Below are 14,386 nucleotides of genomic sequence, written 5' to 3'. Positions count from 1 at the left end.
GTATTTTATTCCAGACACGCAGTTTTATTTGTTTACTTTTAAGTTTTCTGCTAAGTCAAGCATATATCAATAGAAACTTAAATGAAGTCAAAATCATTTACCTTTAGAGATACATCCATTACAATTGGTACATATGCTATCCTTCATCATGAATTGGCTTGGGGGTCAACATCATGATGGGGGATTTTTGTTTGTTATTATTAAGACACACTTCTGGCAGCACAAAGCAATTAAAAATAAACACAAATTCGTTTATCATCAATATTTTTAATATCAATGTCCATGTCATAAATATCTTTTAATACACATTTATCAATGACATCACATGCTCTGCCTTGCTTGACTACTTTTCCATCCTTTAGAGCAACAATATTGTCCGAATAACAGGAAGCAAAATTAATATCATGAATTACAATTAATACCGTTTTTCCAAGTTCATCCACTAAATTACGCAACGTCTTCATGATTTGTACGGAGTGACGCATATCTAAATTATTTAATGGTTCATCTAGTAATATATACTCTGTATCCTGGGCAATAACCATCGCAATATGGGCTCGCTGCCGTTGTCCACCACTAAGCTGATCTAAAAACTTATCTTGCATATCACGAAGTTCCATATAATCAATCGCCTCGTCAACTTTTTCCCAATCGTAATTATTCAATTTACCTTGTGAATATGGAAAACGCCCAAAGGACACGAGCTCACGCACCGTTAATTTCAAATTAATAGAATTCGATTGCTTTAAAATGGATATCTTTTTTGCAAGTTCGTTATTTTTCGTTTTCATGATGTCTTTGCCATCTATCGAGATATCTCCATTATCTTTTGTAATGAGGCGACTAACCATAGAGATCAACGTACTCTTTCCTGCACCATTGGGTCCAATGAATGAAGTTATCTTTCCCTTCTCAATCGTCAGGGATACATCCTCAATCACTTTCTTCTGGTTAAATGACTTAAATACATTTTTAATATCTACCATGATTTATTCTCCTTTAACAAAAGATAGATAAAGTAAATACCACCGACAAAGTTAATGATGACACTAATCGTTGTTTCGAAGGTAAATACTTCTTCCACAATAAATTGCCCACCGATTAAAGCGATAATACTTATAAGCATGGAGCCAATTAAAATATAGAAATGGCGGAATGTCTTCAAAAATTCATATGCCAAATTGACAACAAGTAAGCCGAGGAACGTCAATGGTCCTACTAAGGCTGTAGCCATGGAAATAAAGACAGCAACAATAACCAGTAAATGCTTGACAACTTTCCCATAAGGTACCCCTAAATTAATTGCGTTATCCTTTCCTAGTCCTAGTACATCCAAGTATTTATAATAACGCAACAGATATACAATAAGTAAAACAAAAATCCCTATTGATATATACACTAAGTCTGTGTTTACATTGTTAATGCTTGCAAACATTCGATCCTGAGCTACCATGAACTCGTTCGGATCAATTAAAACCTGCATAAATGAAGTGATGCTGCTGAAAAAAGTACCTAAAATCATTCCTACAAGGAGAAGAAAATAAATACTATTTTGCTCACTTGTAAATAGCAACTGATATAGGAGCAAAGAAAATACGACCATTCCTCCAATTGATATGAGGTAATTGACATGACTATTCATCATTACCAATGAATTAGCTCCAACTACAAAGATAATAAATGCTTGGATTAGTAAGTAAAGGGAGTCCAATCCTAACACACTTGGTGTTAATATACGGTTATTCGTAATGGTCATAAAAATGGTTGTAGCAAAACCAATTGCTGCACCCGTTAACAAGATAGCAACAACTTTAATGATTCGTCTTGGTAAAATGTAACCTATGTTCCCAGTTAGATCATAAAATATATAGAGCATTGTTAATAATATAGCGATTAATGCGAGAATCAGTGTTTTCTTTTTATAGCCCATATTTTTTTCTCCTAAATAGCAGATAAATAAATAATCCACTACCGATGACCCCAACCGTCAAGCTAATCGGAATTTCATATGGATAAATAATAACCCTGCCAATAATATCACATACGAGAACAAATATTGCTCCTAACAATGCTGTATGTAACAAGCTTTTTTTCAAATGATCTCCTTGATAAATGGTTACAATATTAGGAATGATAAGACCTAAAAATGGGATAACTCCTACTGCCAAGACAACTGAGGCGGTTACAAGTGCTACAATCACAAGTCCCAAATTGACGACCTGCCGATAATTTAATCCCAAGTTCTTGGAAAAGTCCTCACCCATACCAGCAATAGTAAATTTATTCGCATAAAAAAAGGCAACGATTAAAATTGGAATGCTGACAAACATGAGCTCATAATTCCCTGTCATGATCATGGAGAAATCTCCTTGCATCCATGACGAGATGTTTTGGATTAAATCGTAGCGATATGCTATAAAAGTAGACATAGAGCTAACAATGTTTCCAAACATTAATCCAATTAAAGGGATAAATATCGCATCTTTAAATTTTATCTTTTCCAGTATCTTCATAAACGCAAATGTACCTAATAATGCAAAGGCAAATGAAACAAGCATCTTTTCAAATGGATTAGCGGAAGTAAATAGCACCATTGATACTAATATTCCTAACCTTGCTGAATCCAATGTTCCTGCTGTTGTGGGTGAAACAAATTTATTTCTGCTTAACTGCTGCATAATTAGCCCACAAATACTCATGCTCATCCCAGCTATTAAAATACTGAAAAGTCTAGGGACTCTTGAAATCAATAATACTTTTGCCTGCTCCTCCGATAGATTAAATATATCTAACGGAGAAATATTCGATACACCAACAAAGATAGATACAAAGGAAAGTATAATCAACATGACCACTAAGTAACGTATTTTCATAGGCTGACCTTCACTTTCAACTTCCCCGTATTGTTTAAAATCGTTATTATCTTTGATTCATTATAATTAATAATGATATTCATTATCAATTAACTTCAACTAACAGTATAACAGATTTGCCTTTTTCGTCAATGAAAAAATATAATATTATTTTTACTTTGACCTGTGATATGACGTACTTATGCATCGTATTTTTTATTATTCAGTAGATTGCAGATAGTAGCATATAGAAATAATACTGGATTGACACATTTTCTTAACACGTTAAGCCGATGTAAAACCGTTTTCATTTTTGCTTATGCACAAGAAAAAACACCGTTATTTTAGGCTTCATAGGTTGTAATCAGAAGGCATTCCTGCTCCTGATAATTTTTCACATAAATAACTGGTAGCGAGGGTTATGAGACAGCTTCACTACCAGTTATTTATCCCCTTCCCCTCTACTCTTCGTCAATTTCACAACAGCCTTCATCTGTACAATAGGTCGTTTTAGAGCCTTTAGGGTTCAATGATTGGAGTTTCTTTTCGGTTTGTGCTTCTTGCCAAACTTGATCAAGTGCCTGTGAAAAAACTTCAACTGGCTGTGCTCCGGAGAGGGCGTATTTTTCATTAAAAACGAAGAAAGGAACACCCTGAACTCCTATCTCCCTCGCTTGCTCTTGATCTGCTTTTACATTTCTTGCGTAATCACTACTGCGCAACACCGAAGCAACTGCTTCTTTATCCAATCCTACATCAGTGGCTATTGACTGCAATGTGTTATGATCACTTATTAATTGAGAATCCGTAAAAAAGGCGCGCATTAGTTTCTCAGCCAATTCATTTCCTTTTTCGTGACGTTCCGCATATTTTACTAATCGATGAGCCGTAAACGTATTCGTATGTTGCATCGTATCAAAACAGTAAGTTAGTCCTGCTTCTGCTGCTTGTTTTTCTATCTGTTTAGTCATTTGCTTTACCTGTTCTATTGGTATCCCTTTTGTTTTGGCAAGATATTCATACATATTTTGATCCGGTTTTTCTTCTGCGTTTGGATCCAACTGATAGCTTTTAAATTCTACCGTAACATCATTCCGATTGGCAAAAGTTTCTAAAGATTGTTCCAGTCTCCTTTTTCCAATATAACAAAATGGACAGACAAAATCGGACCATATCTCAATCTTCATACCAACACCCCATTTCCATTTCATTGTAGCATAGCTATTCCCATTGAATGAACAATCCTGCCTATAGAAGTTGTTGGAAAGAAGATCTCCATAAATCCTGTCCAAAAGGGTACCGTTCCCTTCCCATCTTGTTAAAGACATACATAGCTTGCTTGGAATTACAACGGAAACATTCCCCCGTTTTACACGTACAAAATAATCCATGAATGTACAGCGCCTTATTCACCGATGGCAAACGCTGATTCTCCAACGATGAAATTATTTTCGACTGTGCAATAGGAGTACAACGTTACCAAGGGACAAGGCGACATTAGTGAATGTGCATATTTGACATATAAAAGATTTTCCAATCGCGTACAAAATGGTTTTGTTTATCGTTGCATTATCTTTTCTATAATGACCTTGATTACCTCTAGAGGGTTAAAAACTAAGGTAGCGCAAAGTTTTTTTATTAGGGTTAAACCCGAGTAGATAGACAATGAATAAATTGGATGTTCTTTTTAATGATATAAGTTGTTACCTTTATCCACATATTCCCCATGATCGGGTACAGCTATATCCGTAAAATGTTCGACGAGCTTATTCAAGCCTTTTGTGAGCTTTTCTCCTTTCATGCTGACCCCATGACCTGACACGACAACTCTTGGCTCTAGTTTAGCTAATTTGCGTACAGACTCATACGCTTCGTCCCAATTCGTTGTAAAATATCTAGGTGGTCCATTAACTTCAGCAGACTGCATAAGCACACGATAAAATGAATCTTGACGAACAGTAATAAACGCATCGCCTGAAAATAATAATCGATCACTCTCTCTATAAAAGGATACATGGCCAGGCGTATGCCCTGGTGTATGTATCCATTTCCAGCCGTCTAAATGAGGAACTTGATGATCTTCTGGAAGGGCCTGTACAGCATTTCCAAGATCAATTGGTTCATTCGGATAAAGGTCGGCAATTTTTGCTAGTAAACCACCTTCCACACTTGAATCTGGTTTTGGATAACTTTTTTCTCCACGTACATATGGCAATTCTTTTGGATGTGCATAAATAGGTACATCCCACTCTTCTATTAAGTCCGCTAATCCGCCTACATGGTCAAAGTGGGCATGTGTTAAAAGAATTGCTGCAGGTTTACTGCCTTTACCAAATCGGTCAACCACAACAGATTTAATTTCAGGTGCAGCATGAGGTAATCCAGCATCTACAAGTACCCAATCTCCTTTTTCCGGATAACCGATAAATCCAATATTCACCATTTGATCCGTATAATAGTACACATCTGATTTCACCTGCACCCCCCCACCGCTTGTGATCGATGTCATTGGAATAAACCTGTCGTGCTCTCTTTTGTGAAAACCTTGTTCCACTTTCATCTGCCTCCTTTACTTTTACCGTCTATATTAGTATCTACCGCACGAAAAAAAATAACCACTCTGACGTGAGCAGTTATTTTTAAAATTAGTCTATCCTTTTTGTATGTCAGCTTATTTATTTTGATTAACTATTATTTTGCATAAGCGGTATCCAAACTTCGCGAAAAAACTGTATGACTTAATTTAAACGCACTAGCAATTTAATTGTAGACTACTTCGGCGACTTAATTTTAAATACGCAGGCAATTGTAAACTTCGAGCGAATCCACTGTGAACTTCGGCGATTTTCCATTTTAGTGCAGTGCAAAAAATTTTACAGTTATTATTGATTTTGTAATTCCCTGAAAAACACTAAATCGTTGGCATTTTTTAGTACGTATATCGCTCCTCAATCGTCCCATCTTGTCGATGAATGATGAGATACGTTCCTTTGTTGCTTGCTATTTCTTTGCCTCGCTCCACTGCTTCTTTTTTTGTTTGATAAACAGCACTTGGTTTTTCGCCATTGCTTGATCGTACAGCCCAGCCATCTTCATGACTAACAATATGTTCTCCTTCCTCTAACCGCTCGGGATTATTATCATATTTCTTTCCTTCTGCAGAGCGTTTCGTTGGTTTCCCTGTTTGCTTGTATGTTTCTACTTCTTGTTGACTGGCGTTCTTACGCCATTCCTTCGCTTGTTCGATAGCAATCGGAATAGCCCTATTTTCATCATAACCCTCGTCAAGCATGGAATTAGCAATATCAATTGCTTTTTTTCTCGTTACTTCATTTAAATTTTTCATCGAAGCAGGATAATCTTGTAAAGTCCAAGCCATAAAGTTTCACTCCTCTCAAGAATTGCTTATTGTATAGTTACCCGACTAAAGAAGCTAAAAAACACAAGATGAACAAAGGCGCGGGGCGCCCGTTTAGCAACGTAGCGAATGGAACAAATCAACTAAAGATAAAGGAATCATGCCACTAAAAACAGGGGTATGCCGACGCCTGAGCGGCAAGCCCGTTTTTAGTCGGCCTTCCTCTTTGCCACGAACCGATGAGGCCTTATCGTAGGGCGCATTTCTAAAGTCGCATCGTTGCTGGCGTTTGCGCCGGACGTGACTAGTCGGTTATTTCGTTATCTACAAGCACCTCATTTTATAGTTTCCTATACAATCAAAAAAACAGCCAGTTGCCAAGCAACTAGCTGTTCTGTTCTAATAACGACCTGCCCATAATGGATACGCGCCTCGTTTTTTTTAATTCTTCTAATGACGCTGCTCCAATCCCAAACATAGCCATCTTCAATTCTAATTCTATTTGTTCCATTGTTGTGATGACTGATTCAGCCGATTCGGTTGCTGCCTGTAGCAGTTGACGGGCAAATCCAATGACATCTGCTCCAATCGTAATTGCTTTTGCAGCATCAACACCTGTTTTCATTCCTCCACTTGCTACAAGCGGCGTATGTGGTAGTTTATTTCTTACCGATACGATACAATCCTTTGTCGGCAGCCCCCAATTATTAAATGCTTCTGCTGCCGCTTTTCGAAGTGGATCTTGTGAACGTAGCTTTTCCACCTGGCTCCATGACGTTCCACCGGCTCCAGCTACATCAATATATGCTACTCCGGCACTATACAGCTTTTCAGCTACAAATCCATCGATGCCAAACCCCACTTCTTTAGCGCCTACTGGTACAGTTAAATTACGGCAAATTTCTTCAACTTTTGGCAATAAATTAGCAAAGTTTAAATCCCCGCCATCTTGAACTGCCTCCTGCAAGCTGTTGAAATGGAGAACGAGCGAATCGGCTTCCGTCATATCGACAATACGCTGTGCTTCCTCAACGCCATAACCATAATTTAATTGCACTGCGCCTAAATTAGCAATTAATGGAACGGTTGGAGCCTGCTTTCGAATTAAGAAAGATGACTGGTGAGCATCACTTTCTAACAGAGCTCTAGTTGAACCAAGAGCAACAGCCCAGCCTTTCTCTTCAGCAGCCAGTGCTAAATTCTGATTGATTTTTGCCGCCAGCTCCGACCCTCCAGTCATGGAGCTTACCAAAAACGGAGCTTGCAATGGTTTATTTAAAAAGCTTGTGCTTATTTGAATGTCAGCAAAATTAATTTCTGGAAGGGCGTTATGTATAAATGATATACCTTCTAATCCTGTTGATTTATTTACACCTTCTACATTCTCTGTTAAGCAAAGCTGAATATGCTCGGTTTTTCTAAGATTAATTCCCTCTTCCATGCTAAGAACCTCCAATTTTCCGACCTTGCTTCTTATGATAACATAACTTAGACACAAAACTTACTGTGACGATTTAAGAAACTTTCTGTCCCAGCAAACGCCGAATCAAGATTCATTGTATAATGGGAAAGACGCCTTGAAATTTTGATGAAGTTGGAATTGAATATGGCTTATAGAGCTAAGGCAAATGTGGACTTAAATCGTTCTGAACGTAGGATGCTTGCTTTTCAGTTTGCAATGATCGATATGAAGCTGCATATGCTAGTGTTGGCGTGCTACTCATCCTAGGAAGTATCTATGATTGATTTAGTGTGGCACTGGCTCGGTTTAGCGCGGTACTCGATAGGTTTAGGTACTTCTATGCCCAATCTTGCTTGGGCACTAGCTCGGTCTGGGTCTTGGGTGCTTGAGCTAACCTACCACTTGCTCAATAGAGAGCATTTTATGCGCAGGTTGGCAAAACCTCTGCCAGAACAACAGTGATACAATTTCGATATCGCGCCCAACATCTTTATTTTAAACGTACACTTCCTTAAATAGTGATTTGGAACACTTGTGTGGAGCAGAAATTACTGGAATTCCGCTACTCCTAATTTGGTTTATGTCTAGACTTGTTGTTCCATACTAAAGCGTAAATCATAACATCTGAATTAACCATGAAATATAAGCAGGAGGAATTGATTCATGAAACAAAACGCAAAAGATTTTGCTACTACAGCACATCAGGGACAATTTAGAAAAAATTCAAAAATGCCATATATTACCCACCCTATTCGTGTTGCAAATATACTTGAAGAGGCTGGTTGCAGCGAAGAAGTTGTCTGTGCGGCTTATTTACATGATGTTGTTGAAGATACTTCATATACCATACAAGATATTGCCTCACGATTTGGAAAACACATTACTTTTCTAGTATGTGCGCATACTGAAAATAAATCTTTACCTTGGGAGAAGCGCAAACAGCATACAATTCATGTACTGCAAACTTCGAATATGGAAGTAAAGCAATTAATTGTTGCAGACAAATTAGATAATTTATTAAGTATTGAGGAAGACTTGAAATTACTTGGAGATGCCATATGGGATAACTTTAACGCTCCTGTTGACAAACAGAAGTGGTATTATCAATCAATTGCAGCAGTTATGTATGATGGGGTCTCCCCAAAGGAAACCCCATCTTTTTTTAAACACTATGAAGATACAGTATCCCGTGTCTTTCATTCTAAGTGTTAAATTATTAAATGGAAAGTGTTATATATTATTACATAAACCAGCTTTTTGCTAATGAGAACAGCCCCTGTAATACAAGCCCCCAATTCAAACCTATGGGGGCCACAAATAATCTCAGCTATTCTCTTACATAAAACAACTACTTAAATCCACGTTGTTGGTAGGCAGCTTTTGCATTTTCAGACCGCTGCTTCCACTTATTTTTCTCTTCAAGCTGGGCTTTTTGGTCTTGCTTTCTTTTTTCAAATGCCAATTCTCGTAATAGTTTCTGATAACTATCAAAACGTTCCTGCGACAGTTCCCCAGAGTCAAGAGCTTCCCGCACACGGCAGCCAGGTTCTGTATCATGTTGACAATCTTTAAAAAAGCAGGCGCTAGCAAAATCCTCTACATCTTCAAAAGCTGCATCTACAGCCTCTTCTCCGTCCCACAGCTGTAGTTCACGCATTCCGGGAGTATCAATTAACAATGAACCATTCGTTAACACAAACATTTCCCTGTGGGTTGTTGTATGTCTCCCTCTGCTATCATCTGATCGTATATCTTTTGTCTTCTGTACATTTTGCTCTAATAGAACATTCACTAAGGTAGATTTCCCTACTCCGGAAGAACCTATTAAAGCAACCGTTTCAGCAGGATTCAAGTATGCCCTTAAATCTTGTATTCCCTCTCCTGTAACACTGCTTACAACTATAATAGGGATACCGATAGCAACTGACTCCATTTGAGAAATCAACTCTGGCAACTGTTCTTCCGGATATTCATCTTTTTTCGTTAAAACGATAACAGGGGAGGCGCCACTTTCATAAACAGCTACAATATATCGTTCCATACGACGTATATTAAGATCATCATTTAGTGAACTTACGATGAATATTGTATCTAAATTTGCTGCAACTAGTTGAGCTTCGGTTTTACTCCCAGCCGCTTGTCGAACGAGTTGACTCTTTCTTGGCAAAATTTGATGAATAACCGCCTTTTGCTCCAACTTCAGTTTATCTACAACAACCCAGTCACCAACTGTAGGAAAGTCCATTGGGTTATTTGCCTTATTTAAAAACTTTCCACTTATGTGAGCAAGGTACTCCATTTCACCATCTGAAATCCGGTAACTACTTCTTTGAACTGTTATTACCCGGGCAATAATAGCTGGATCATCCGTTTTGAAAAAATTTTCATTCCATCCTAGTGTCACTAATTTATTCAATTATATTTTCCTCCTTAGGAATGGATGTTCAAAAAGGAGAATGGACCGAAACATTCGACATATTTACTTCTAGCGGTACTTCCCATATTAGGCTATCTGTACTCTAGAAAATAAGCTGTGAAAAATTCGACACACATTTTCACTGAATTTTGAACATCTCATGATTTGGAGGAAAGCGAATACCATTTATTCCGACCGTTCCTCCATTTTGTTTATGTTTATTCGTTTTAATACTACACGCATAAAACATCACTCCTTTCAAAATAGAACAACGCATATTAAACCCTAACTATGTTATAGCTTATTTCATACCTTTTTGTAAAGTTCCATAGGCACACAAAATTTTTCACGTGACAACTTTTTTCTAAACAAATGAAGCTAGCAATATAAAGAGGACAACATTGTAGTTTAAGTTATGCGGTTCACATTATATTTTTTAAAATGGCACGCGCTGAAACAACAGGTTACTTCGCTAACCAATTCACAGGAAATTACGAACAGCTTTGGATACAAAAAGGCTGCCTCAACGTTAATAACTAACGTAAGAGACAGCTTTTCGTTTATCGCATATTCATTTCACTCGGTTCAGGGCCTGTTCGTTCATCGCGGTCTATTTCAGCAATAGCAGCCATTTCCTCTGTTGTAAGTTCAAAATCAAACACTGCAAAATTTTGCTCAATACGAGATGGTGTGACAGATTTCGGTATAACAATGTGATTTGCTTGCAGATGCCAACGCAGTACAACTTGCGCTGGTGTTTTTTGATGCGCTTCAGCAATTTTTGTAATAACCGCGTCATGAAGCACCTTCCCACCCTGCATTAACGGACTCCAAGCTTCCATATATATATGATGCTGGTCGCAGAAATCTTTTAATTTTTTTTGCTGTAGATAAGGATGGCATTCAACTTGGTTGACTGCTGGAACAACGTCACACTCGTCCATTAATCGCTGCAAATGTTCCATATTAAAATTGCAAACTCCAATTGCTTTGGCTCGTCCGTCTTGGTACAACTTTTCCAAAGCCTTGTACGTTTCTACATATTGGTCATATTCCGGGGTTGGCCAATGAATCAAATATAAGTCTACATAATCTAATCCAAGCTTTTCTAGACTTTCTTCAAAAGCACGAAGCGTGTTCTCAAAGCCTTGATCGCTATTCCAAACCTTTGTTGTAATAAATAAATCTTCACGAGCAACAGAGCTGTTAGCTAACGCTTTCCCTACCCCACGTTCATTTTCGTAAATTTTAGCCGTATCAATGGAGCGATAACCGGTTTCAAGTGCTTTTTCAACTGCTGCCGTTGCTTCTTCATCTGGTACTTGCCACACACCAAAACCGAGCTGCGGCATACGTAAGCCACTGTTCAATGTAATATACTGCATTGTTTTGCCCCTCTCTATTTAGATAATTTTATAGTATCACAGTTGATATCATGAACAAAGGCTCGGGGCGCCCGTTTAGCAACGTAGCGAATGGAACGAATCAACTAAAGATAAAGTGAACCTTCCATCAGCGGGGTTTTCTTCATCCCCGCTGATTGTTAGTACCACCAGGGTATGACCTAAAGGCCCTTGAACGAATCGGGTGCTGTTACCTCCCACTTCGACTTGTTTAGCTTACCGCTTCCATTCTTGAAGTGGGAGTCTACAACGCCTTTTTACGGGATCAAGGAATCATCCCACTAAAACAGGGGTATGCCGACGTCTGGGCGAAAAGCCCGTTTTTAGTCGGTCTTCCTCTTAGCGACGAACCGATGAGGCCTTATCGTAGGGCGCATTTCTAAAGTCGCATCGTTGCTGGGCTCATGCGCCAGACGTGGCTATTCGGTTATTTCGTTATCCCCAAGACCTCATTTTATACTTTTCTATAGTACAAAAAAGACATAAGAAGAGCTTATCCCCTTACGTCTTTAAACAGCATGAATCGTATAGCACTCCTCTGCACTATCTATATGCATGCTAATCCGTCAGGTAGGTAGATGTCTCTTACTGGTATTTTTTCCATTATTTTGAATAATAAAAGAACAGACGTATCTCGTCATTTGAATTATTGGAAAAAATTGCATAACGAATATAAAGATATGCTTGTATTTTCGTTACGCTACCAGTTTGATTCATCTACCTCACCTCCTGTTTGTAATTAAATCTAGTTTATCCAAAAAGTACCCCCCATGTCAATGCGAATCTATACTCTAACTACCGTAAAATGATTTTGAAAGACCAATTATGTTGCAGAAACAGATACCTAAAAATCAACACATCGCTCCTATTATGTGTAAAGTCGGCTACAACGGTGTGTTTTCCCCGCCTACTTCTATACTTCGAATCCTGCATTCTTACTTGTTTGCTATAGCTTATTCCATGAACGTTTCCCTGTTATCCAAAGTTAAGAGCATAAAGTATTTGTTTTGCAAACTGCGTCACCGTTTTCACTTGTTGTTGAGGAATGACTGGAACTGGAATATCGGAAGTCATTTACATTCTTTAGTTTATACTTACTTTAATTCCCCAAATGTTCTAAGCCTTGGTATGATCTTATTGTAAGCTCAAGACCTTTTTTGTAAGATGTTCGTGGCAACGGACCTATTAATTTTTCATACTTTCCTCCATTTAAAATAACGGCTTGCTGATTTAAGTATTGCATTTCAACAAACTCTCGCATTTGACGATCAATAACACCTAGAAGCCTTAGCATATTGGTTGTTACTGTGGATACTTTTTTCTGATACCCTGTTAAATCCCGAATCAAGCGTATTAACTCCCGTCCCGTTACAGGATGAGTTGCAGGTATATTCCAATGTTGCCCGTAAGCTTCGTCTTGAAATGATAAATTAACAAGTGCTTGTGCTCCATCCAATGTAAAAAGATGCTCTCTTGCAAGATATTGGCTTCCTATAAACCAGGCACGTTTATTTTGAATAACCGATTGAATTGTAAAATTTAATTGTGTATTTTCTGCGTAGGGGCCATAAAAATCAGGAAAATGAGCAAGTACATAAGGAACTCTCGATCTCTTTACTCGTTCTTCTGCTTGTAACCTTAGCTTTCCTTTCTTCGTGTGTGGAGTCTTTACTGTTGATTCTTTAACCGTTTCGTTACACTTGCCGTATGCATAAATATTATCCACAATCGCTAGTTTAGCATTATTTTTTCGGGCTGCTTGAATGATGCTATCTGTTAAGGGAAGAAGCTTTGTTTCCCAATCCCCATATGGCAAATTAATGGCGTGGAAAATTATATCTTTGTTTCTTGCTATTTGCGTTAATTGGTTTTGGTTCAATGCATCCCCAGGAATAATCGTCACTGTCGGGTAACGAGAGAATAGATGGTTTAATTTATTTATTGAGCGTGCAAAAGCCGTTACTTCAACTCCGCGATTAACCAATTCTTTAACAATTGCATAGCCCATCCCACCAGAAGCTCCTAATACGAGCGCTTTTTTCACTGTTTCATCTCCTCTGCGTTTATTAACCACTGGTCAATTAATAGCCAAAAAGATTGGCTTCGCTAATAAGCGCTAGCCATTATTTTGGCCTGTCTTTGTCCATTGCAAGAGTAAATCGACATGACGTTTAGCCATCTGTTCAACATCGGCGTATTCATTTACATGCCTTAAATAATGGGTTACAAAACCATGTAAAGATAGAAACATAGACCAAATCACTTGAACAGAGAGCGTTTCTTCACTCCAATTAGCAACGAAATGAGCAAATCTTTGATAAGCTTTCATTGGAGCTTCTTGCATAAAAGTGCGCACCTCATCATCCCTTATTAGGAACATAATTTCATAATGACTTTGGTGTGTCAGCCCAAATGCAATATAATCCTGCATTAGCTGTCGCAGTTTTTCCTCATCGGGAATATCTTTATCCTGAATGGCACACATTCTCTCATCAAGCAATTGAAAATGCTTTTCGACTAATGCAAAAAACAGCTCTGCTTTGTTTTTAAAATGGTAATATAGCGATCCATGACTATAGTTTAGTTTAGTTGCAATTTGTCTCATGCTCACATGCTGATACCCTTTTTCAACAAATAAATTATTTGCCGCTTGCAAAATCATATCACGTGTCAGCTCTTTAGCAACTGCTTTTCTAGCAGACATTCGTATACCTCCATCTAATTGACCAGTGTTCAATTTAATAATATATCAACTGATCTATCCTGTCAAACGGATATTGTGAACTCCTTCTTATAAACTTTCTTTCTAGTTCAAAACGGTAAAATTAAGCTTAAAATCCACTTCTTATGCCCAGCGGGGAGTTCAGGAATACAGGAGGAGTTGAACTGGTAAAC

At 38.0% G+C, this 14,386-nt stretch carries 12 protein-coding genes; 1 reads left to right on the top strand and 11 read right to left on the bottom strand.

Annotated elements, in window-relative coordinates; all coding sequences use genetic code 11:
• Positions 1-230: 230 nt before the first annotated feature.
• The 7 genes from BKP57_RS14705 to fni form a co-directional block, all read right to left on the bottom strand.
• Positions 231-986, bottom strand: a complete 756-nt coding sequence (locus BKP57_RS14705; RefSeq protein ID WP_050351357.1) for an iron ABC transporter ATP-binding protein — start codon at positions 984-986, stop codon at positions 231-233.
• Positions 980-1,930: an iron chelate uptake ABC transporter family permease subunit gene (locus tag BKP57_RS14700; protein ID WP_072741836.1), complete on the bottom strand. Its 951-nt coding sequence runs from the start codon at positions 1,928-1,930 to the stop codon at positions 980-982. The genes BKP57_RS14705 and BKP57_RS14700 overlap by 7 nt, the downstream gene beginning before the upstream one ends.
• A complete protein-coding gene (locus BKP57_RS14695) occupies positions 1,920-2,873 on the bottom strand; it encodes an ABC transporter permease (protein WP_050351359.1) in 954 nt (317 codons plus the stop codon). The genes BKP57_RS14700 and BKP57_RS14695 overlap by 11 nt, the downstream gene beginning before the upstream one ends.
• Before the next feature lie 440 nt (positions 2,874-3,313).
• Entirely contained in the window at positions 3,314-4,039 is a 726-nt protein-coding gene (locus BKP57_RS14690) for a DsbA family oxidoreductase (protein WP_072742445.1), read from the bottom strand.
• A 500-nt stretch (positions 4,040-4,539) separates the two neighbouring features.
• A complete protein-coding gene (locus tag BKP57_RS14685; RefSeq protein WP_232231430.1) occupies positions 4,540-5,361 on the bottom strand; it encodes an MBL fold metallo-hydrolase in 822 nt (273 codons plus the stop codon).
• A 420-nt stretch (positions 5,362-5,781) separates the two neighbouring features.
• Positions 5,782-6,231: a DUF2188 domain-containing protein gene (locus tag BKP57_RS14680; RefSeq protein WP_072741835.1), complete on the bottom strand. Its 450-nt coding sequence runs from the start codon at positions 6,229-6,231 to the stop codon at positions 5,782-5,784.
• 364 nt (positions 6,232-6,595) lie between these two features.
• Entirely contained in the window at positions 6,596-7,651 is a 1,056-nt protein-coding gene (gene fni, locus BKP57_RS14675) for a type 2 isopentenyl-diphosphate Delta-isomerase (protein WP_072741834.1), read from the bottom strand.
• 684 nt (positions 7,652-8,335) lie between these two features.
• Here fni and BKP57_RS14665 point away from each other — a divergent pair.
• A complete protein-coding gene (locus tag BKP57_RS14665; RefSeq protein ID WP_072741833.1) occupies positions 8,336-8,884 on the top strand; it encodes an HD domain-containing protein in 549 nt (182 codons plus the stop codon).
• 136 nt (positions 8,885-9,020) lie between these two features.
• On the opposite strand, the gene rsgA is transcribed toward BKP57_RS14665, so the two are convergent.
• The 4 genes from rsgA to BKP57_RS14645 form a co-directional block, all read right to left on the bottom strand.
• Positions 9,021-10,088, bottom strand: coding sequence for a ribosome small subunit-dependent GTPase A (gene rsgA, locus BKP57_RS14660; RefSeq protein ID WP_072741832.1), 1,068 nt, complete (start codon positions 10,086-10,088; stop codon positions 9,021-9,023).
• A gap of 560 nt (positions 10,089-10,648) precedes the next feature.
• Positions 10,649-11,473, bottom strand: a complete 825-nt coding sequence (locus BKP57_RS14655; protein ID WP_050351366.1) for an aldo/keto reductase — start codon at positions 11,471-11,473, stop codon at positions 10,649-10,651.
• Between the two features lie 1,117 nt (positions 11,474-12,590).
• Complete coding sequence (locus tag BKP57_RS14650) at positions 12,591-13,535, bottom strand: SDR family NAD(P)-dependent oxidoreductase (protein WP_072741831.1); 945 nt, start codon at positions 13,533-13,535, stop codon at positions 12,591-12,593.
• 72 nt (positions 13,536-13,607) lie between these two features.
• The gene (locus BKP57_RS14645) at positions 13,608-14,195 is read right to left on the bottom strand and encodes a TetR/AcrR family transcriptional regulator (RefSeq protein ID WP_050351369.1); all 588 of its coding nucleotides are present in this window, start codon (positions 14,193-14,195) and stop codon (positions 13,608-13,610) included.
• Between the last annotated feature and the right edge of the window lie 191 nt (positions 14,196-14,386).

The organism is Virgibacillus sp. 6R, assembly GCF_001895305.1.
Taxonomy (GTDB): domain Bacteria; phylum Bacillota; class Bacilli; order Bacillales; family Amphibacillaceae; genus Virgibacillus; species Virgibacillus pantothenticus.
This window is presented reverse-complemented; position numbering and strand designations above follow the sequence as displayed.